At 67.1% G+C, this 20,221-nt stretch carries 18 protein-coding genes and 7 tRNA genes; 17 read left to right on the top strand and 8 right to left on the bottom strand.

What is annotated here, in order from left to right:
* The first annotated feature begins 5 nt into the window (after positions 1-5).
* The 8 genes from LXM88_RS15965 to LXM88_RS15930 all read left to right on the top strand — a co-directional run bounded on the left by LXM88_RS15965 (position 6) and on the right by LXM88_RS15930 (position 1,851).
* Positions 6-81 (top strand) — tRNA-Ala (locus tag LXM88_RS15965).
* Positions 82-221: 140 nt separating this feature from the next.
* A tRNA-Glu gene (locus tag LXM88_RS15960) sits at positions 222-297 on the top strand.
* A gap of 78 nt (positions 298-375) precedes the next feature.
* A tRNA-Asp gene (locus LXM88_RS15955) sits at positions 376-452 on the top strand.
* A 63-nt stretch (positions 453-515) separates the two neighbouring features.
* Positions 516-591, top strand: a tRNA-Glu gene (locus LXM88_RS15950).
* Between the two features lie 78 nt (positions 592-669).
* A tRNA-Asp gene (locus LXM88_RS15945) sits at positions 670-746 on the top strand.
* A gap of 65 nt (positions 747-811) precedes the next feature.
* Positions 812-887: transfer RNA gene (locus LXM88_RS15940), tRNA-Glu, on the top strand.
* Positions 888-960: 73 nt separating this feature from the next.
* A tRNA-Asp gene (locus tag LXM88_RS15935) sits at positions 961-1,037 on the top strand.
* Between the two features lie 349 nt (positions 1,038-1,386).
* Complete coding sequence (locus LXM88_RS15930; RefSeq protein ID WP_262533781.1) at positions 1,387-1,851, top strand: GNAT family N-acetyltransferase; 465 nt, start codon at positions 1,387-1,389, stop codon at positions 1,849-1,851.
* A gap of 26 nt (positions 1,852-1,877) precedes the next feature.
* Here the strand turns inward: LXM88_RS15930 and LXM88_RS15925 are convergent, their stop codons facing one another.
* Complete coding sequence (locus LXM88_RS15925) at positions 1,878-2,756, bottom strand: AraC family transcriptional regulator (protein WP_262533779.1); 879 nt, start codon at positions 2,754-2,756, stop codon at positions 1,878-1,880.
* A gap of 309 nt (positions 2,757-3,065) precedes the next feature.
* On the opposite strand from LXM88_RS15925, the gene LXM88_RS15920 reads away from it, so the two are divergent.
* Positions 3,066-3,479, top strand: a complete 414-nt coding sequence (locus LXM88_RS15920; RefSeq protein ID WP_262533777.1) for a gamma-glutamylcyclotransferase family protein — start codon at positions 3,066-3,068, stop codon at positions 3,477-3,479.
* 125 nt (positions 3,480-3,604) lie between these two features.
* On the opposite strand, the gene aceB is transcribed toward LXM88_RS15920, so the two are convergent.
* Both aceB and LXM88_RS15910 read right to left on the bottom strand, forming a co-directional pair.
* Entirely contained in the window at positions 3,605-5,197 is a 1,593-nt protein-coding gene (gene aceB, locus LXM88_RS15915; protein ID WP_262533774.1) for a malate synthase A, read from the bottom strand.
* Positions 5,198-5,264: 67 nt separating this feature from the next.
* Positions 5,265-6,026, bottom strand: a complete 762-nt coding sequence (locus tag LXM88_RS15910) for a haloacid dehalogenase type II (RefSeq protein WP_262533771.1) — start codon at positions 6,024-6,026, stop codon at positions 5,265-5,267.
* A 154-nt stretch (positions 6,027-6,180) separates the two neighbouring features.
* Here LXM88_RS15910 and LXM88_RS15905 point away from each other — a divergent pair, with 154 nt between their 5' ends.
* Together LXM88_RS15905 and LXM88_RS15900 are read left to right on the top strand one after the other, a co-directional pair.
* Positions 6,181-7,086, top strand: coding sequence for a LysR family transcriptional regulator (locus tag LXM88_RS15905; RefSeq protein WP_047898436.1), 906 nt, complete (start codon positions 6,181-6,183; stop codon positions 7,084-7,086).
* A 159-nt stretch (positions 7,087-7,245) separates the two neighbouring features.
* Positions 7,246-7,680: a universal stress protein gene (locus LXM88_RS15900; protein ID WP_047901012.1), complete on the top strand. Its 435-nt coding sequence runs from the start codon at positions 7,246-7,248 to the stop codon at positions 7,678-7,680.
* Positions 7,681-7,902: 222 nt separating this feature from the next.
* Here LXM88_RS15900 and aceA read toward each other — a convergent pair whose 3' ends face one another.
* The 3 genes from aceA to LXM88_RS15885 all read right to left on the bottom strand — a co-directional run bounded on the left by aceA (position 7,903) and on the right by LXM88_RS15885 (position 11,776).
* The gene (aceA, locus tag LXM88_RS15895; protein ID WP_262533765.1) at positions 7,903-9,210 is read right to left on the bottom strand and encodes an isocitrate lyase; all 1,308 of its coding nucleotides are present in this window, start codon (positions 9,208-9,210) and stop codon (positions 7,903-7,905) included.
* 395 nt (positions 9,211-9,605) lie between these two features.
* Positions 9,606-11,147, bottom strand: coding sequence for a DEAD/DEAH box helicase (locus LXM88_RS15890; RefSeq protein WP_262533762.1), 1,542 nt, complete (start codon positions 11,145-11,147; stop codon positions 9,606-9,608).
* A 359-nt stretch (positions 11,148-11,506) separates the two neighbouring features.
* The gene (locus tag LXM88_RS15885) at positions 11,507-11,776 is read right to left on the bottom strand and encodes an acyl-CoA-binding protein (RefSeq protein WP_262533759.1); all 270 of its coding nucleotides are present in this window, start codon (positions 11,774-11,776) and stop codon (positions 11,507-11,509) included.
* Between the two features lie 147 nt (positions 11,777-11,923).
* On the opposite strand from LXM88_RS15885, the gene tsaB reads away from it, so the two are divergent.
* Genes tsaB through LXM88_RS15865 form a run of 4 tightly spaced genes read left to right on the top strand, consistent with a single transcriptional unit; the run spans position 11,924 to position 15,210 of the window.
* Positions 11,924-12,691 carry a tRNA (adenosine(37)-N6)-threonylcarbamoyltransferase complex dimerization subunit type 1 TsaB gene (gene tsaB / locus LXM88_RS15880; protein ID WP_262533757.1) on the top strand — a complete coding sequence of 256 codons (768 nt, stop codon included), beginning with the start codon at positions 11,924-11,926 and terminating at the stop codon, positions 12,689-12,691.
* Entirely contained in the window at positions 12,688-13,188 is a 501-nt protein-coding gene (rimI, locus tag LXM88_RS15875; protein ID WP_262533755.1) for a ribosomal protein S18-alanine N-acetyltransferase, read from the top strand. The genes tsaB and rimI overlap by 4 nt, the downstream gene beginning before the upstream one ends.
* A complete protein-coding gene (locus tag LXM88_RS15870) occupies positions 13,175-14,248 on the top strand; it encodes a uracil-DNA glycosylase (RefSeq protein ID WP_262533753.1) in 1,074 nt (357 codons plus the stop codon). The genes rimI and LXM88_RS15870 overlap by 14 nt, the downstream gene beginning before the upstream one ends.
* Positions 14,245-15,210 carry a DUF1853 family protein gene (locus LXM88_RS15865; RefSeq protein ID WP_262533751.1) on the top strand — a complete coding sequence of 322 codons (966 nt, stop codon included), beginning with the start codon at positions 14,245-14,247 and terminating at the stop codon, positions 15,208-15,210. The genes LXM88_RS15870 and LXM88_RS15865 overlap by 4 nt, the downstream gene beginning before the upstream one ends.
* A gap of 18 nt (positions 15,211-15,228) precedes the next feature.
* On the opposite strand, the gene thiD is transcribed toward LXM88_RS15865, so the two are convergent.
* Positions 15,229-16,038, bottom strand: a complete 810-nt coding sequence (gene thiD, locus LXM88_RS15860) for a bifunctional hydroxymethylpyrimidine kinase/phosphomethylpyrimidine kinase (protein WP_262533748.1) — start codon at positions 16,036-16,038, stop codon at positions 15,229-15,231.
* Positions 16,039-16,096: 58 nt separating this feature from the next.
* Positions 16,097-17,404, bottom strand: a complete 1,308-nt coding sequence (gene lplT / locus LXM88_RS15855) for a lysophospholipid transporter LplT (RefSeq protein WP_096471222.1) — start codon at positions 17,402-17,404, stop codon at positions 16,097-16,099.
* A 218-nt stretch (positions 17,405-17,622) separates the two neighbouring features.
* On the opposite strand from lplT, the gene alr reads away from it, so the two are divergent.
* Both alr and radA read left to right on the top strand, forming a co-directional pair.
* Positions 17,623-18,693, top strand: coding sequence for an alanine racemase (gene alr, locus LXM88_RS15850; protein ID WP_262533744.1), 1,071 nt, complete (start codon positions 17,623-17,625; stop codon positions 18,691-18,693).
* Positions 18,694-18,704: 11 nt separating this feature from the next.
* Positions 18,705-20,081 (top strand): DNA repair protein RadA, encoded by a 1,377-nt coding sequence (gene radA / locus LXM88_RS15845; RefSeq protein ID WP_262533742.1) that lies wholly within the window; start codon positions 18,705-18,707, stop codon positions 20,079-20,081.
* Positions 20,082-20,221 lie beyond the last annotated feature (140 nt).

Here is a 20,221-nt window from a genome sequence, read left to right as displayed (position 1 = left end):
TGCAAGGGGGTATAGCTCAGCTGGGAGAGCGCTTGCATGGCATGCAAGAGGTCAGCGGTTCGATCCCGCTTACCTCCACCAACAGAACAAATTGGATTGATTTGCGAAGCAGCGGTAGTAGTAATAAATGCTTCACAGAATGATCTAAAGCAGTTAGAATTCCGGCCTTCGCTGTTGATGAGAAGTGAATAGCGAAAGTCAGACAGATCTGAAAAGATTATGTCCCCTTCGTCTAGAGGCCTAGGACATCACCCTTTCACGGTGAGTACAGGGGTTCGAATCCCCTAGGGGACGCCAGATTCAGCGGCGTTTCGTAGAAGTGTCGCGAGGCTTGCAGGAACGTAACCGACGTCCTGCGGGTTGGGTAAGAAAGCTGGAGCGGTAGTTCAGTCGGTTAGAATACCGGCCTGTCACGCCGGGGGTCGCGGGTTCGAGTCCCGTCCGCTCCGCCAGAACGAAGCCCGTTCAAGACGTTTTTGAGCGGGCTTTTGCATTAAGGATGTAAGCAGTACGTTGTCCCCTTCGTCTAGAGGCCTAGGACATCACCCTTTCACGGTGAGTACAGGGGTTCGAATCCCCTAGGGGACGCCAGATTCAGCGGCGTTTCGTAGAAGTGTCGCAACGCTTGCAGGGCGTGAACGATGTCCTGCAAGTGGGGTAAGGAAAGCTGGAGCGGTAGTTCAGTTGGTTAGAATACCGGCCTGTCACGCCGGGGGTCGCGGGTTCGAGCCCCGTCCGCTCCGCCAGAACGAAGCCCGTTCAAAGAACGTTTTTGAACGGGCTTTTGCATTAAGGATGTAAGCAGTACGTTGTCCCCTTCGTCTAGAGGCCTAGGACATCACCCTTTCACGGTGAGTACAGGGGTTCGAATCCCCTAGGGGACGCCAGATTTCGGCGTCGTTCGAACAAACGATGCGCCGGCAGGAAGCAACCGACGCCTGCCAGGCAAGCAGCAAGACTGGAGCGGTAGTTCAGTCGGTTAGAATACCGGCCTGTCACGCCGGGGGTCGCGGGTTCGAGTCCCGTCCGCTCCGCCAGAAAATGAAGAAGCCCGCCTTGTGCGGGCTTTTTCATTTGCGTTTCCGGTTGCGCCCGCGTGCGGGCGCGTGACCGCGGAGTGGAGGAAGCCGCCTGCGCGGCTTCCGGCGGGACTCGAAGGGCTGCGCTTGCAAGCGCAGCCGCGGCCTGCGGAATGTAGGCGAGTCCCGTCCGCTCCGCCAAAAATGAAGAAGCCCGCCTCGTGCGGGCTTTTTCATTCGCGTTTCCGGCTGCGCCCGTCGCACACATCGATCCGGGTATCGGGCGCCACACCGCTACGAGAAATTCGCGATTGCATCCGCACGCGACTGCGCTATCGTGGCGGGATGCGTTCTTGATCCCTGCGCGATGCTCGATCCGACCGACCTGCGACTCCTGTATCAGCTCCGGCCCGCGGAGCCCGGCGATTTCCCGTTTGCCGAAGCGCTGACGCACGGCAACATGGGCGGCTACTACAAGCGCCATGGGCTCGTGTGGCGCAGCGACCTGTTCTATGCGAGCTGGCGCGAATCCGAAAACTTCATCCTCGAAGCCGACGGCGAGCGCATCGGCGTGCTGCGCGTGACCGAGGAAGGCGATTCGCTGCATATCCGCGACGTCCAGATCGCGGCCGGCCATCGCGGGCAGGGCGCCGGTACCTACATGCTCGACATGTCGCACCGCTGGGCGCGAGCGCGCGGGCTGCACGAACTGCAGTTGCGTGTGTTCGTCGACAATCCCGCCGCGCGTCTCTATCGGCGCATGGGCTACCAGGTAGCCGGCCCGCGGCTCGCGCAACTCGGCTCGATCCGCCACATGGTGCGGCCGGTCTGAAGGTCTGACGATCCGGAGCGCAGCGGTCAGCGGACGGTGTCGATCGCGTCGTCGTCTGGCGATTCGTCGTCCGCAGTGCGACCTTCCGCGCCGCGGTGCTCGTAGCCGCGCAGCATGAACGCGCGCGGGCTTTCGCCGAATGCGCGGCGGAACATCGCCGAGAACGCGCTCTGGCTCTGGTAGCCGAGTTCGCGCGCGATATGCGACAGCGGGCGCCCCTGGTTCAGCAGCGGGATCGCCCGCGCCAGCAGCGCCTGCTGGCGCCACTGCGAAAAGCTCACGCCCAGTTCCTGCTTGAACAGCCGCGAAATCGTGCGTGTACTCGCGCCGACCTCGCTCGCCCAATGTTCGAGCGATTCCGCATGCGCGGGTTGCGCGAGTACCGATTCGCACAGCATGCGTAGGCGTTTCTCGTCGGGCATCGGCACCGCAAGCGGCAACGGCTCCGCATGGCTCAGCTCGTCGAGCACGAGCCCGCACAGCAGGCGCTCGCGCGCGGTGCTGAGATCGCGGGCATCGAGGGCGACGATCAGTTCGCGCAGCAATCCCGTCACTTCGACCACGCGGCATGCGTCGAGCCCGTCCGGCACGATCGACTCGTCGATATACAGCGTGCGCAAATACGCTTCCTCGACGATCACGACCTCGTGCGTCACGCGCGGCGGCACCCAGATCGCGCGGGACGGCGGCACCATCCACGTCGTGCCGGTCGTCGCGACGCGCAGCACGCCGCGCGACGCGTACGCGAGCTGCGCCCATGCATGCGTGTGCAGCGGGATGCGGCGGCCGGCGTCGACCTGCCGCGCACGCACGCGCATCGGATGGACGGCGGTCGGCGCGAATTCGGGCGGGATGTCGATGACGTCGTATGGGTTCGATACGTCGGCTTGGACGGGCGGATTCATGGACGGTTCGGGCGGCGCGGCGGCGATGCCGTTATTTTAGAAGGTGCCGCGCAAGCGCATGCGGCGGTTTATCTCGCGATCATGCCGTGGTCAAATGAACTTTGTATGGGGCCGGGCGAATTCGGCGTGACTGCCTGGTGCCGTGCGATTGCCGGTCAGAACCATCGGGCCGATCGCGTGGTCTATCGATACGTGCGCGTTTCGCACGCATCGCGTACGAGGTGCGCACGCACTGGCGGTGTGCTCGTCAGCGCGGTCATGCTGACCTGGCACGGCAAGGCAACACACGAATCGAAGAGGAGAACCACGATGCGCTACGTATTCGTCTACGGCACCCTGAGAGCCGGAGAGACCAACGACATCAGTCATGCGGCCGCACGGCACGGAATCGCCGCGCCGACGCTGCTTGGCGCGGTCGCGCTGCCGGGCGAACTGTACGATTTCGGCACGTATCCGGGGATGATCGTCGGGCCGGCCGGCAAGTCGCTGGTCTGGGGCGACGTCTACGAGGTCGACGAGCAGCTCGTTCCCGTGCTCGACGAGATCGAGCGCGTCTATCCGGGCGTCGACACGCTGTTCAAGCCGGAAGAGGTGACCGTCGAGCTCGGCGGTCGCCAGTACGCATGCCTGTATTATCCGGTCGCCGCGCATGTGGCAGACGGGCATCCGCGCATCGCGTCGGGCGACTGGGTCCAGCACCGGCGCGAGCGGGCAGCTGCCTGAGCGTCCGCGCGGCAGCGGGTCTTGCCGCAAAAGAAAAGCGCCCCGCGGGGCGCTTTTTTCATGCGGCGGCCGCGTGCGAACGGCGACGGCGCGTGGCCGGCCGCCGATCGCAGCGGGCAGCTTCGTCAGATTTCCTCGTACAGCGGCAGCGTCAGGAATTCGGTGAAACCTTCCGACGTCGACATCTTCTCGAAGATCGCCGCGGCGCGCTCGTACGGCTGCGTGTTGCCGCCGACCGACCGCTTCACGTTGTCGAGCTCGACCTTCGCGAATTCGCGCACGAGTTCGGCCGTGACCTTGCGGCCATCGTCGAGCACGCCCTTCGGCGAGCGGATCCACTGCCACACCTGCGAACGGGAAATCTCGGCGGTGGCCGCGTCTTCCATCAGGTTGTGGATCGGCACGCAGCCGTTGCCGTCGAGCCACGCACCGAGGTAGTGGATGCCGACGTTGATGTTGTTGCGCAGGCCGGCTTCGGTGATCGGTGCTTCAGGCTGGAAGTCGAGCAGGTTCTTGCCTTCGACCTGCACGTCGTCGCGCTGCTTCGCGATCTGGTTCGGCCGGTCGCCGAGCACCTTGACGAACTCTTCCATCGCGATCGGCACGAGGCCCGGGTGCGCGACCCAGCCGCCGTCGTAGCCGTCGGTCGCGTCGCGCTGCTTGTCCGAGCGCACGCCGCCCATGGCCTTGTCGTTCGCTTCCGGATCGTTCTTGATCGGGATCAGCGCGCTCATCCCGCCGATCGCCGGCGCGTTGCGCTTGTGGCAGGTCTTCAGCAGCAGCAGCGCGTACGCGCGCATGAACGGCACCGTCATCGTGATCTTCGAACGGTCGGCGAGGCAGAACTCGCGGTCGTTCTTGAACTTCTTGATCGCCGAGAAGATGTAGTCCCAGCGGCCGGCGTTCAGGCCCGAGCTGTGCTCGCGCAGTTCGTACAGGATCTCGTCCATCTCGAACGCGGCGAGGATCGTCTCGATCAGCACCGTCGCGCGGATCGTGCCGCGCGGCACGCCGACCGCTTCCTGCGCGGCGACGAAGATGTCGTTCCACAGGCGCGCTTCGAGATGGCTTTCCATCTTCGGCAGGTAGAAGTACGGGCCCGAGCCGCGCGCGATCAGTTCCTTCGCGTTGTGGAACAGGAACAGCGCGAAATCGAAGATGCCGCCGGACACGCGCTGGCCGTCGACCGTCACGTGCTTCTCGTCGAGGTGCCAGCCGCGCGGACGCACGATCAGCGTCGCGACCTTGTCGTTCAGCTGGTACGACTTGCCGTTCTGCTCGAGCGAGATCGTGCGGCGCACCGCGTCCTTCAGGTTGATCTGGCCGTCGATCTGGTTCGTCCAGTTCGGCGCGTTCGAATCCTCGAAGTCCGTCATGTACGAATCGGCGCCCGAGTTCAGCGCGTTGATGATCATCTTGCGCTCGACGGGGCCCGTGATCTCGACGCGGCGGCATTGCAGGTCGGCCGGCAGCGGCGCGACCTTCCAGTCGCCTTCGCGGATCGCCTTGGTATCGGCCAGGAAGTCCGGGCGCTCGCCGGCGTCGAGGCGTTGCGTGCGCTCGACGCGCGCCTGCAGCAGCGCCTGGCGGCGCGGTTCGAACGTGCGGTGCAGCGCTGCGACGAGTGCGAGCGCTTCGGGCGTCAGGATCGCTTCGTAACCCGGCTTGATTTCGCCGGTGATCGTCATGCCTTGCGGCAGCGTGATCGGGGTGCTCATGAGTCTCATCTCCTTGGTCGGTCAGTTGCGGTTTCGGTGAAGGGGGAAGGCGGCAGCGCTGCGAACGTCATGCACCCGGGCCGGGGCGCGTGCGGTTTGCGTGTCTGCCGGACGGAGCCGGGGTGGCGAGGAAGGCGAGCAGGTCGGCCATGCCGGTGCCCGTGCCGTCGGGCGGCGCGCCGAGTTCCTCGGCGGGCGCACCGGTGCGGTTGAGCCAGAACGTCGTGTAGCCGAACCACGCGGCGCCGGCGACGTCCCAGCCGTTCGACGACACGAACACGATGCCGCGCGGGTTCGGCCCGAACGCGGCGGTGCCGAGTGCGTAGACGGCCGGACTCGGCTTGTACGCGCGCACGGTGTCGGCCGACAGCACGCGATCGAACAGCCCGGACATGCCGGCGCTCTTGATCGCGATGTCGAGCATCTGCGGGTTGCCGTTCGACAGGATCGCGAGCGGCGGGCGAGGCTCGAGCGCGCGCAGCTTGCGCAGCGCGGGCACCGTATCGGGATAGGTGGACAGGCACGCGTATTCGTCCATCAGCCGCTTCTCGGCCGCGCTGTTCAGCGCGAGGCCGAGCGCGCGCGCGGCGAACCGCAGCGCGTCGAGCGTGATGTCCCGGAACGGGCGATAGCGGGCGCCGGCCGGATCGGCGAGCGTGCGCAGCTGCGAGTATTCGATTTGCTTGCGTCGCCACAGCTGCGACAAGCGGTCCCCGTGACCGGGAAACATCTGCTCTGCCGCGGCCACGACCGCATGCACGTCAAACAACGTGCCGAATGCGTCGAAGAGGATTGCGTCGGGAGAGGAGAGTGTCGTTGTGGCCGACATAGCCTTGCGCTCCAGTTTCAGAGGTCGATTCGATTCTATTCGTGATCGTAGGTACTAAAAAAGATGCTAATCATCACTTGATCTTTTACTTTCATATACCTAATCTTGGGCGGCTCAAGCTATCTGACGGGCGGCGGTGCCGTCCCTGCGACTCATGGACCGGTTCAAACAGATCGAAACGTTCGCCGCGGTCGCGGCCAAGGGCAGCCTGTCGGCGGCCGCGCACGCGGAAGGCGTCGCGCCGGCGATCATCGGCCGCCGCCTCGACGCGCTCGAGGAGCGGCTCGGCGTCAAGCTGCTGGTGCGCACGACGCGCAAGCTCACGCTGACGTTCGAGGGGTCGGCGTTCCTCGAGGATTGCCAGCGGATCATCAACGACATGCAGAACGCGGAGGCGAGCGTGTCCGCCGGCGGCGTCAAGGCGAGCGGCCACCTGCGCATTTCCGCGCCGGCCGGTTTCGGCCGGCGGCACGTCGCGCCGCTCGTGCCCGAATTCAGCGTCGGGCATCCGGACGTGTCGGTCACGCTCGACCTGTCCGACCGGATGGTCGACCTCGTCAACGAGGGGTTCGATTGCGCGGTGCGGCTCGGTGAGCTGCCCGATTCGTCGCTGGTGTCGCTGAAGCTCGGCGAGAATCGCCGGGTGTGCGTCGCGTCTCCCGCGTATCTCGCGCGGCGCGGCATGCCGCTCACGCTCGCGGAGCTGGCGCGGCACAACTGCCTCGCGCTCGCGGCGAACGCGAACCAGCAACGCGGCTGGGCGTTCCAGGAGGACGACAAGGTCGTGTCGATCCGCGTGAACGGCACGATGGAGTGCTCGGACGGCGCGGTGCTGCACGAATGGTGTCTCGCCGGCCACGGTCTGGCTTGGCGCTCGTGGTGGGAAGTCGGCGAAGACATCGCGGCCGGCCGGCTCGTCAGCGTGCTCGATGCGTTCGCCGCGCCGCCGATCGGCATCCACGCGGTATTTCCGCAGCGCCGGCATCTGCCGCTGCGCGTGCGCCTGTTTCTCGATTACCTGAAGCACACGTACGAGCGGCCCGGTTATTGGGGCGAGTAGGCCGTGAGTGTCCGCGCGTTTCCGATATGAGGGCGAACCCGCTGCCGGTGCCGGTTGCGCGGTTTCGCACACTACAATCGTAACAGGCACGCGCGACGCATCGCGGTCGGCCCGGACGGGATCGCGGCGCGCGGAGTGCGATTGACGAAGGAGGGCGCGATGTTCCGGCACATCCTCGTTCCAACCGACGGTTCCGAACTGTCGCAGAAGGCGATCGACGGCGCGATCGACCTGGCTCGCGCGGTCGGCGCGCGCGTGACGGCCTACGCGTGTCTGCCACAGTATCCGTACTCGCCGTTTTCCGAAGTGATCATCGAGCCGCCCGCCGATTTCCGCGCGCGCAGCGAGCGCGAGGCGCGCGCGCATCTCGACGAGGTCGAATCGGCCGCGACGGCGGCCGGCGTCGTCTGCGACACCTGGACCAGCGTGCATCCGTCGCCGTATCTCGGCATCATCGAGGCGGCCGAACGCGGCGGTTGCGACGTGATCTTCATGGCGTCCCACGGACGTCGCGGGCTCGGCAGCCTGCTGATCGGCAGCGAGACGCAGCGCGTGCTGACCCATACGAAAATTCCGGTGATCGTCTATCGGTAGGGCGGTGCCGGTTGCGGCCGCGCAGGCGGCGGCAGGATCGGCATCGCAGAAAAAGGGCGCGCCGGACGAAAGCCGGCGCGCGTCGTTGCTGGCGGCCCGCGGGCCGCGCGGCCGGTCGCGCGATCTGCATCGCGCGCCTGCCGTCTCCTCCCTGATTGTTGTTCGGTAACCGATGCCGCACCGTCGCGAGACGGGGCGGCATCGGCGTGACGCTTGCGCGCGTTACGCGACCTTCTTGCCGTCGAAGAACTGCTCGTCTTCGGTCGAACCGTGCAGCGCGGTCGTCGATGCTTCGCGCTCGACCGTCTGCGTCACCGCGTCGAAGTAGCCGGTGCCGACTTCGCGCTGGTGCTTGACGGCCGTGAAGCCCTTGTCGGCTGCCGCGAATTCGGCCTGCTGCAGTTCGACGAACGCGCTCATCTGCGTGCGGGCATAGCCGTGCGCGAGGTTGAACATCGAGTAGTTCAGCGCATGGAAGCCGGCCAGCGTGATGAACTGGAACTTGTAGCCCATCGCGCCGAGTTCCTTCTGGAACTTCGCGATCGTCGCGTCGTCGAGGTTCTTCTTCCAGTTGAACGACGGCGAGCAGTTGTACGACAGCAGCTTGCCCGGGAACTGCTGGTGGATCGCTTCCGCGAACTTCTTCGCGTACTCGAGATCCGGCTTGCCGGTTTCGCACCAGATCAGGTCGGCATACGGCGCGTACGCGAGACCGCGCGAGATCGCCTGCCCGAGGCCCGGCTTCGTGCGGAAGAAGCCTTCCACCGTGCGCTCGCCGGTCAGGAACGGCTTGTCGTTGTCGTCGACGTCGGACGTGATCAGGTCGGCCGCTTCCGCGTCGGTCCGTGCGACCAGCACGGTCGGCGTGCCCATCACGTCAGCCGCGAGACGCGCAGCCGACAGCTTCGCAACGGCTTCGCGCGTCGGCACGAGCACCTTGCCGCCCATGTGGCCGCACTTCTTCACCGACGCGAGCTGGTCTTCGAAGTGAACGCCCGATGCGCCGGCCTCGATCATCGCCTTCATCAGTTCGAACGCGTTCAGCACGCCGCCGAAACCGGCTTCCGCGTCCGCGACGATCGGCGCGAAGAAATCGACATAACCTTCGTCGCCCGGGTTCTTGCCTTCCGACCACTGGATCTGGTCGGCGCGCGTCAGCGTGTTGTTGATGCGTTTCACGACGAGCGGCACCGAGTTCGCCGGGTACAGCGACTGGTCCGGGTACATTTCGCCCGCGACGTTCGCATCGCCGGCCACTTGCCAGCCGGACAGGTAGATGGCCTTCAGGCCGGCCTTGACCTGCTGCATCGCCTGGTTGCCGGTCAGCGCGCCGAGTGCGTTGACGAACGGCTCGTTGTTGATGAGGCTCCACAGCTTTTCCGCGCCGCGCTTGGCCAGCGTGTGCTCGATCGGGATCGAGCCGCGCAGGCGGACCACGTCGTCGGCCGAGTAGCCGCGCTTGATGCCCTTCCAGCGCGGATCGGTTTCCCATTGCTGTTGCAGTTCCTGTGCCTGTTGCTGACGCGACATGATGCGCTCCTTGATCCGGTGTGTTGCCTGATGGGTCGAATCCGACGGTGGTGATGCCGTTCTCGAAGCCGGGAGCCGTGCGTCCCGGTTCGCGAAGTCTTGTATAAGAGTCTAGGCAAATCGACCGGCGCGAAACAGAGGCTGTCTCGCGAAGCGCGCAAATTTTTAGGTGTTTTGAATCAATGGCTTGAGGATGTCATTTCGGGATAAGAAATGCTTTTTTCCATCCCGCAATCGTCTGGGTTGTGCCACGCAGCATGATTTTTTACGACGCAAAAAAATTTTCCGCATCGTGAAATGTGGGTCGGGACGAAAAAAAACCGGCGCAGGTGCGCCGGTTGGCTGGATTGGCGGGGGCGCCATCCGTGGGGCGGCCAGCGGCCGCCCGTGCGTGCTTACGATGCGGAATTGCCGCGGCGCGGGCCGCTGCTGCGCTGACCGTCGCGACGCGGGCCGCCGTCACGGCTGCCGCCCGGCTTGCCGCTCCAGCCGCCGCCATTGCCGCCGCCGTAGCTGCGGCCGTTGCCGCCATGACCGCCGCCCGGCTTGCCGCCGAAACGTCGACCGCCGCCGTTACCGCCGCCCGGACGGCCGCGGCCGCCGGTGCCGCCGTTGCGCGGGGGAGCCTTGCGCGGCTCGAAACCTTCGATCACGTTGACCGGCAGCGGCGCGCGCACGAAGCGCTCGATGCGCTTGAGCGCACCCTGTTCGGCGTGGTGCACGAGGCTCACCGCGGTGCCCGAGCGGCCTGCACGGCCCGTACGGCCGATACGGTGCACGTAGTCTTCCGCGAACTTCGGCAGGTCGTAGTTGAACACGTGCGTGATGCCCGGGATGTCGATGCCGCGTGCCGCGACGTCGGTCGCGACCAGCACGCGCACGCGGCGCTCGCGCAGCGCACGGATCGTGCGGTTACGCGCGCCCTGCGGCAGGTCGCCGTGCAGCGCGGCCGATTCGAAGCCTGCGTCGGCAAGACGGCCGGCGAGCTGGTCGGCGTCGATCTTGGTCGCGGTGAAGATGATCGCCTGGTCGAGCGCGTCGTCGCGCAGCAGGTGATCGAGCAGGCGATCCTTGTGGTCGCGGTCGTCGACGTAGTGCACGGTCTGCGCGATGTTCGCGCGCGACTCGAGGCGCTGCTGGATCTCGATGCGCTCGGGATCCTTCAGAAGGCGGCTCGTCAGCGAACCGATCTTGCCGTCGAGCGTGGCCGAGAACAGCATCGTCTGGCGCGACGCGGGCGTCGCGGCGACGATCGTTTCGATGTCGTCGATGAAGCCCATGTCGAGCATGCGGTCGGCTTCGTCGAGCACAAGCATCTTCAGTTCCGACAGGTCGATACGGCCGCGCTCGAGGTGATCGAGCAGGCGGCCCGGCGTGGCGACCAGGATTTCGGGGTTCTTCGCGAGCAGCATCAGCTGCTGGCCGTAGGCGACGCCGCCGAGGATGCTGACCGTGCGCAGGCGCTTCAGGTGCTTGCCGTAGGTCGATGCGGCCGTGGTGACCTGCATCGCGAGTTCACGGGTCGGCGTCAGCACGAGCAGGCCCGGGCGCGCGACGGGTTGCGGGCGGCGCACGCGGCGGTCACCCTGGTTCGGTTCGCGCGGCGCGCGCGGTTGCTGCGCCAGCGTCTTCTGGAGCTGCGCGAAACGTTCGATCGCGGGCAGCATGAATGCGGCCGTCTTGCCCGAACCGGTCGGGCTCGACACCAGCAGGTCGCGGCCGGCGATGCCGGCCGGAATCGCGCGCTGCTGGACCGGCGTCGGCTTCACATAGCCGGCGGCCTCCAGCGCGGAGACGATCTCCGGCGACAACCCGAGCGACGCGAAGCTCGGCTCGTCCGACGCCGGTTCGACCGCGGCCGGTGCGGCGGCGTCGTCGAGACCGAGCGCCTGGTCGGCGATCGCGTTGAGCGGGCTGGAGTTGATGCTCGAAGTCATAACAATCCTTGAAACACAGTGGGTGAAACGTCGGCGCCAATCGCGCATACCCAAGTCGTCGGATTCAGCGAGCAAATCGGGAAACGGGTGCAATCCGCCGAACGGTCGGCGGATGAGGCATTAGAAGCTGTTTTGGGTGCGGCGCGCTTCAGGAGCGGGGCCGCCAGCCTGATAAGTGACGACCGCGAGGGTCGAAGCAGGAGGGGACAGGTTCTAAACCGGATTGGAGCAAAACGCTACGAGGCGTCGGGCCGGAACGGCTTGCGAGCCGAGCGCGGAGGTGACGCAGGCCGCATTATAAAGAGATTTGCTGCGCTGCGCCACTGATTTGATTGCCTATTGCGAAAGAAGCGGTTCGGTCAGGAAGCCGTGCCGTTTTTCAGCGATTCGACGAGCTGGATGTACTGCTGCTTCGCCGCATCCTGCGACGTGCCCTTCAGGGCATCCCATGCGTCGTACTTGTATTTGCCGACGATGTCGGTGAAGCCGGGCTTGTCGCCGTGGGCATCGCCGTCGGTCGCCTGCTTGAAGAGCGCGTACAGGCGCAGCAGGGTCAGGTTGCCCGGCCGTTCCGTCAGTTGCTTGACGTCGACCTGGGCCTGGTCGAATTGGGCGGTGAGTTCGCTCATCGGGTGTCTCCGTAAGGGTTTCAGGTCGGCCGATCTTAACAAGCGGACCGCCGCGCGGGGTCGAGCGATCCTTCCAAACCGCCGCCGGCGCCGAACGCGCGCACAGATCGGGCTCGATCGCCCGTGGGAGCGGGGCGCCGCATTACAATGTCGGCCATGACGCAAACAGTGCTCCTCGCCATCGATACGTCGACCGAATACTGCTCGGTCGCGCTGCTGCGCTCGGCCCATGCCGATGACGCCGTTTCCACCCCGCAAACCTGGGTCCGTCACGAACTGACGGGCGCCGTGTCGAGCACGCGCGTGCTGCCGGCGATCCAGGCGCTTTTCGCCGAATCCGGACTGACGCTCGCCGACTGCGACGCGATCGCGTTCGGCGCGGGCCCCGGTTCGTTCACGGGCCTGCGCACCGCGACCGGCATTACCCAGGGCCTCGCATTCGGGCGCGGGCTGCCGGTCGTGCCGATCGGCACGCTGCTCGCGTGCGCGGAGCACGCGCGGCTGCGCTCGCCCGGCACGACCCGCGTGCTTGCCGCGCTGGACGCGCGGATGGACGAAGCTTACTGGGCGGACTTCGCGTGGGACGACAGCGTCGGTGATTGGCGCACGGTGCATCCGGCGTCGCTCGATGCGCCGGGTGCCGTCGGCGTGCCCGACGCGCCGTTCACGCTCGCGGGCAATGCGGCTGCCGCGTTCGGCACGCAGTTGCCGGCCGCAGCGCGCGCGGCCGTGATCGACGGTGAAGCGTTGCCGCATGCGCTGGCGGTCGCGCATGCCGCGCTGCGCGCATTCCGCGCCGGGCGCACGGTGCCGGCCGATCAGGCCGCGCCCGAATACGTGCGCGACAAGGTCGCGCAGACGACTGCCGAGCGGGTCGCGGCGCGGGCCGCGCAGACGGGCGGGGCGAAGGGATGACGGGTGTATTGCTGAGCGACCGCTATCTGGCGCCGATGACGGATGCCGATCTCGACGAGGTCGTCGCGATCGAGCAGGACGCGTACGAATTTCCGTGGAGCCGCGGCAACTTCGAGGATTCGTTGCGCAACGGCTATCTGGGCGTGTGCCTGCGGCACGTGACCGGTTCGCTGGTCGGCTATTGCGTGCTGATGCCGGTGGTCGACGAGATGCATCTGCTGAACCTGTGCGTCGCGCCGGATGCGCAGCGCGCGGGCGCGGGCCTCGCACTGCTGCGCGAAGCCGTGCGCATATCGCGCGCGGAGCGGCTCGACGGCGTGCTGCTCGAGGTGCGGCCGTCCAATCCGCGTGCGATCCATCTGTACGAGCGTTTCGGCTTCGTGACGATCGGCCGGCGCAAGAACTACTATCCGGCGAAGCATCGCAGCCGGGAGGACGCGATCGTGATGCGTCTGACGCTGAACAAGGACGACGGGGGCACGCATGGCGTGGGCTGAAGCATCGCTCGAGGAAATGGGCCTCGCGCAGATCTGGGTGCGGCGCGGGCAGCGCGCGGACGAAGGGGCGGCAGCCGACGCGCCCGCTGTCGCGCAAACCGCTGCGGCGGATGACGCTTCCGCCGTCGCGGCCGATCGGCCGGTGCGCGCGGTGCGTGCACCGGTGCAAAACGAGGCGCCGCCGGCCGTCGCGCGAGCCGCCGAGGCCTCGCCGGCTCGCGAGTCGGGCGTACCGGCTGCGGGCGTACCGGCTGCGGGCGTACTGGCGTCGCGCATACCGGCTTCGGGCGCACCGGTGCGCCGTGTCGTCGATGGCGATCGCGCGCTCGCGCCGGCGGCTTCCGCCGATGCGATGCCGCCGATGGACGACGCACCGCCTGCCGGAGAAGACGATTTCGCGTGGTTCGACGCGGCGCCGCCGGGCGAACCCGTGCCGGCCGCCGCACCGCGTCCCGCCGAAACGCCGGTTGCGATGCTCGACTGGGATGCGCTGGCCGCGCGCGTGCGCGACTGCACGCACTGCCGGCTCTGCGAGAAGCGGACCAACACCGTGTTCGGTGTCGGCGATCGTGAAGCGGACTGGATGCTGATCGGCGAAGCGCCGGGCGAGAACGAGGACAAGCAGGGCGAGCCGTTCGTCGGCCAGGCCGGCAAGCTGCTCGACAACATGCTGCAGTCGCTGGCGCTCAAGCGCGGCGACAACGTGTACATCGCGAACGTGATCAAGTGCCGGCCGCCCGGCAATCGAAACCCGGAACCGGACGAGGTCGCAAGCTGCGAGCCTTATCTGCAGCGCCAGGTCGCGCTCGTGAAGCCGAAGCTGATCGTCGCGCTCGGGCGCTTCGCCGCGCAGACGTTGCTGAAGACCGACGCCAGCATCGCGTCGCTGCGCGGCCGCGTGCATGCGTACGAAGGCGTGCCGGTGATCGTCACCTACCACCCGGCGTACCTGCTGCGCAGCCTGCAGGACAAGTCGAAGGCGTGGGCCGACCTGTGCCTCGCGCGCGACACGTTCCGGCGCGCAGAGGGTAGCGACGCGAACGGGCCGGCCGGGCAATGACGGCCGGCGCGGCGTTCGCATTCGTCGATACGCTGCGTGACGCCGCGGTTCGCGATCTCGGCTGGCTGCTCGCGAGCCCGAGCCTGCTGACCGCGGCACCCGGTGCGCCGCTCGCGCAACCGTGGCCGGATGCGGCCGGACAGTCGGCCGTCGAGGCATGGCTCGCCGCGCTCGATGCGGAGCCCGAGCCGCTGCACCGCGCGCTCGCCGGGTTGCGGCCCACAAGGCTCGGCCGCTACGCCGAATGCCTGCTCGAGTATTTCCTCACGCACGGACCGTCGCTGCGGCTCGTCGCGGCCAATCTCCCGTTGCGCAGCAACGGCCTGACGCTCGGCGAAGTCGATTTTCTCGTCGATGCGCCGGGCGGGCAGCGCCTGCACTGGGAACTCGCGGTGAAGTGCTATCTGTGCGCGCCGGTGCGCGCCGGCGCGTCGCTCGCCGACTTCGTCGGGCCCAATCTCGTCGACCGGTTCGACCGCAAGCGCCGCCGGCTGCTCGACCACCAGCTTCGGCTCGGCGATCGCGCCGGGTTTGCGCTGCTCGGTTACGGTGCGCCGTCCGACGCACAGATGTTCATCAGGGGCTGGCTGTTCTATCCGCACGGCCTGCCGTTGCCGTCGGTATCCGCCGAAATCTCGCCGGATCACCCGCGCGGTTTCTGGCTGACGCATGCGCAGTGGCCGGCGTGGGCGGCCGCGCAGCGTGCCGGCGTTGCGTGGAGCGTGCTGCCGCGGCTTGCGTGGCTCGCGCCGCGGCGCGTTGCCGGCGGCTCGGGCTTCGAACCCGAACCGCTCACGGCCGCACTCGAACTGCCGCCCGTGCTGGCCGCGCGTCAGGCTCCCGACCTGATCGGCATCCATGAGAAGGGCGGCGATGGCACGTGGCGCGAGACGGCGCGCGGCTTCGTCGTGCCGGACGACTGGCCGGCGCGCGCGCAGGCGTTCGCGGCGCAGGACAACTGACGCCGCGTCACGCGGCGCTTACCACCAGCGATGGAAGTGATGGACAGGGCCGACGCCGTGGCCGACGTCGAGGCGGCCGCTCGCGGCGATCGCGCCGGTCAGGTAGGCCTTCGCTTCGCGCACCGCGCTTTCGAGGTCGGGCTGCTGCGGCAGCAGCGCGGCGATCGCCGACGACAGCGTGCAGCCGGTGCCGTGCGTGTTGCTGACCGGCACGCGCGGGCCGTCGAGCCGCACGGTGCGCGCGGCATCGACGAGCCAGTCGGGGCTCGCGGACGCGTCGGGCAGGTGGCCGCCTTTCATCAGCACGGCGCGCGCGCCCGTCTGCAGCAACGCCCGGCCTTGCCGGACCATGTCGTCTTCCGTGGTCGCGGGTGCGTCGCCGAGCAGCGCGGCCGCTTCGGGCAGGTTCGGCGTGACGACGGTCGCCAGCGGCAGCAGCGCATCGCGCAGCGCGTCGACCGCGTCGGGCGCGAGCAGCGCGTGCGAACTCTTCGAGATCATCACCGTGTCGAGCACGACGAAGCGCGGCGCATGACGGCGCAGTGCATCGGCCACCGCGTGCACGATCGCCGCGTTCGCGAGCATCCCGATCTTGACCGCGTCGATGCGGATGTCGTCGAACACCGCGTCGAGCTGCGCGGTCACGAACGCGGCGTCCGGCGCATGCACGCCGGTCACGCCGCGCGTGTTCTGCGCGGTCAGCGCGGTGATCACGCTCGCGCCATACGCGCCGAGTGCCGAAAACGTCTTCAGGTCGGCCTGGATACCTGCGCCGCCGCCCGAATCGGAGCCGGCGATCGTCAGGATGTTGGGTATCGGGTGCGTCATGATGGCAGCGCGCCGGCTCGAAGACCGGCGCTGGCGGACGGTAACGGGAAGTGTAGCGTCAGTGCCGCGATTCGCCGATCAGCGCGACCGAGTCGAACTGACGCTGGTTCGCCTGGTGGCGCCGCATCACGAGCCACATCGTCAGGCAGACGAACGTGCCGAACAGCACGATCACGACGCCGACCGGCACGTCGAGCCACACGAGCACCGCATACAGGCACAGCATCACGAGCACCGACAGGTTCTCGTTGAAGTTCTGCACCGCGATCGAATGGCCGGCCGACAGCAGCACGTGGCCGCGATGCTGCAGCAGCGCGTTCATCGGCACGACGAAGTAGCCCGACAGTGCGCCGACGCAGATCAGGAAGATGTACGCGACGATCAGGTAGACGGGCATGCGCAGGTGGCCGAAGTGCACGGCCCAGTTCGACGGGAACAGGTCTCGCGTATAGAACGCCATCAGCATCACCGCGATGCCCATGATGATGCCGACCGGCAGCACGGTCAGCGACTTCTTCAGCGGGATCCGGGCGGCGGCGGCGATCGCGCCGGCCGCGACGCCGACCGCGACCACGGCCTGCAGGATCGCGCCTTCCGACAGCGACATGCCGAGCGACACCTCGGCCCACTTCAGCACGATGAACTGCAGCGTCGCACCCGCGCCCCAGAACAGCGTCGTGACCGCCAGCGAGATCTGGCCGAGCTTGTCGCGCCACAGCACCATGAAGCAGTCGGCGAAATCCGTGAGGAGCTTGACCGGGCCGCGTTCCTGCTTCGGATAGCGGGCGCCCGTATCGGGAATGCGCAGGTTGAACAGCGCGGCGATCACGTAGATCGCCATGATGATCGCCATCGCCGCTTCGGCGGGCGTGCCGATCCAGTCGGGCGTGTGCGCGATCACGTGCGATGCGATGTGCGGGCTGATCAGCGCGCCGCCGAGCACGGTGCCGAGGATGATCGAGCTGACGGTCGTGCCTTCGATCCAGCCGTTCGCGGCGACCAGCCGGTCGGCCGGCAGCAGCTCGGTGAGAATTCCGTATTTCGCGGGCGAGTAGGCCGCCGCGCCGAACCCGACGATCCCGTACGCGATTAGCGGGTGGGCGCCGAACAGCATGATCAGGCAGCCGACCACCTTGATCGAGTTGGTGATGAACATCACGCGACCCTTCGGGCGCGAATCCGCGAAAGCACCGACATACGCCGCCAACACCACATAGGACAACACGAAGAACAGCTTCAGCAGCGGTGTCATCCAGTTGGGGGCGTGGAGGTCTTTCAGCAGGGCGATGGCGGCGATGAGAAGCGCATTGTCGGCCAGCGACGAGAAAAACTGCGCGGCCATGATGGTGTAAAAACCTTTTTTCATCTGATGCGATGCTTTCGTCGCTGCGGCAGGGCCGCGTAGGCCGCCTGATATGCGATCGGCTTATTCCGTTCGAAATGGGTTGTGCGCACGGCTTTATAACATGAAAATACGCCAATTCGGACTAGCAAGATTCCCCGATCGTTCCGCAAGTTGTCGGCTTCGGTGCTCAAAAGGCGCGGTAAGCTGATGATTCGCAAGCGTCTTTACGTAAATTTCCCATGCCGCGCCCGATCTCCGCCACCATCCACACCGCCGCTCTCGCGAACAATCTCTCCGTCGTCCGCCGCTTTGCCGGCCCGTCCAAGGTCTGGGCGGTCGTCAAGGCCAACGCGTACGGCCACGGTCTCGCCCGTGCGTTTCCCGGCCTGCGCGGCACCGACGGCTTCGGCCTGCTCGACCTCGACGAGGCCGTGAAGCTGCGCGAGCTCGGCTGGGCCGGCCCGATCCTGCTGCTCGAAGGTTTCTTCCGGTCGACCGACATCGACGTGATCGACCGCTACAGCCTCACGACGACCGTCCACAACGACGAGCAGATGCGGATGCTGGAAACGGCGCGGCTGTCGAAGCCCGTCAACGTGCAGCTCAAGATGAACAGCGGGATGAACCGGCTCGGCTACGTGCCGGAAAAATACCGCGCGGCCTGGGAGCGCGCCCGCGCGTGCCCCGGCATCGGCCAGATCACGTTGATGACCCATTTTTCGGACGCCGACAACGAGCGCGGCGTCGCCGAGCAGCTCGCGACGTTCGAGCGCGGCGCGGAAAACATTGCCGGTGCGCGCAGTCTCGCGAACTCGGCTGCCGTCCTGTGGCACCCGGGTACGCACTTCGACTGGGTGCGGCCGGGGATCGTGCTGTATGGCGCGTCGCCGTCCGGGCTGTCGTCCGATATCGCCGACACCGGGCTGAAGCCGGCGATGACGCTCGCGTCCGAGCTGATCGCGGTACAAACGATCGCGAAGGGCCAGGCCATCGGCTACGGCTCGACTTACTCCGCGCAGGCGCAGATGCGGATCGGCGTCGTCGCGTGCGGCTACGCGGACGGCTATCCGCGTGTCGCACCCGAAGGCACGCCCGTGATCGTCGACGGCATCCGCACGCGGATCGTCGGCCGCGTGTCGATGGACATGATTACCGTCGACCTGACCCCGTGCCCGCAGGCCGGCGTCGGTGCGCGCGTCGAGCTGTGGGGCAATGCACTGCCGATCGACGACGTCGCCCGTCATTGCGGCACGATCGGCTACGAGCTGATGTGCGCGGTCGCCGGCCGCGTGCCGGTGCGCGCGGAATAAGGGCGTCACGCGTGGCCAAACAGAAAACCATCTATGTCTGCAGCGAGTGCGGCGGGCAGTCCCCGAAGTGGCAGGGGCAGTGTCCGTCGTGCCAAGCCTGGAACACGCTCGTCGAATCGGTCCCCGAGACGCCGTCGGCCCACCGTTTCCAGTCGCTCGCGAAGCGGGCGCCCGTGCAGCGGCTCGTCGACATCGAAGCGGCCGATGTGCCGCGCTTCTCGACGGGCATCGGCGAATTCGACCGCGTGCTCGGCGGCGGGCTGGTGCCCGGCGGCGTCGTGCTGATCGGCGGCGACCCGGGCATCGGCAAGTCGACGCTGCTGTTGCAGTCGCTCGCGGACATCGCGAGCGAACGGCGCGCGCTTTATATCAGCGGCGAGGAATCGGCCGCGCAGATCGCGTTGCGCGCGCAACGGCTGGCGCTGCTCGACGGCGGTACGCCGGCGGCCGAGCTGCAACTGCTCGCCGAGATCCAGCTCGAAAAGATCCAGGCCGCGATCGACGCGGAACGGCCGGACGTGGCCGTGATCGACTCGATCCAGACCGTCTATTCGGAGGCGCTCACGTCGGCGCCGGGCTCGGTCGCGCAGGTGCGCGAATGCGCGGCGCAGCTCACGCGCATCGCGAAACAGTCGGGCACCGCGATCATCATGGTCGGGCACGTGACGAAGGAGGGCAACCTGGCCGGCCCGCGCGTGCTCGAGCACATCGTCGACACGGTGCTGTATTTCGAGGGCGACACGCATTCGTCGTTCCGGCTCGTGCGCGCGTTCAAGAACCGCTTCGGCGCGGTCAACGAACTCGGCGTGTTCGCGATGACCGAGCGCGGGCTGCGCGGCGTCGCGAATCCGTCCGCGCTGTTCCTGTCGCAGCACGAGCAGGTCGTGCCCGGCTCGTGCGTGCTCGTCACGCAGGAAGGCACGCGCCCGCTGCTCGTCGAAATCCAGGCGCTGGTCGATACCGCGCACGTGCCGAACCCGCGCCGGCTCGCGGTCGGCCTCGAGCAGAACCGGCTCGCGATGCTGCTCGCGGTGCTGCACCGGCACGCGGGGATCGCGTGCTTCGACCAGGACGTGTTCCTCAATGCAGTCGGCGGCGTGAAGATCACCGAGCCGGCCGCCGACCTCGCGGTGCTGCTCGCGATCCATTCGTCGATGCGCAACAAGGCGCTGCCGAAGGGGTTGTTCGTGTTCGGCGAAGTGGGGCTGGCGGGCGAGATCCGGCCGTCCCCGCGCGGGCAGGAGCGGCTGCGCGAGGCGGCGAAGCTCGGCTTCACGGCCGCGCTGATCCCGAAGGCGAACGCGCCGAAACAGCCGATCGAAGGGCTGAACGTGATGGCCGTCGAGCGGATCGAGCAGGCGATCGACCGCGTGCGCGATCTCGAGTGATCGGCCCGGCAGCCGCGCGGGCTGTGCCTGTCGACGATCTGTCGCGTAATTCGCTGTAAAGAATATGTAGGCTTCTGTAACCCGCCGGACATTGCTTTTCCCTATCCTTTGCCGGATTGTCGAACCGCGCAATGCGAAGG

Source organism: Burkholderia sp. S-53 (assembly GCF_025560745.1).
GTDB classification, from domain to species: Bacteria; Pseudomonadota; Gammaproteobacteria; order Burkholderiales; family Burkholderiaceae; genus Burkholderia; species Burkholderia pyrrocinia.
The sequence above is the reverse complement of the archived record's forward strand: the minus strand, read 5'-3'. Positions and strand labels throughout refer to the sequence as shown.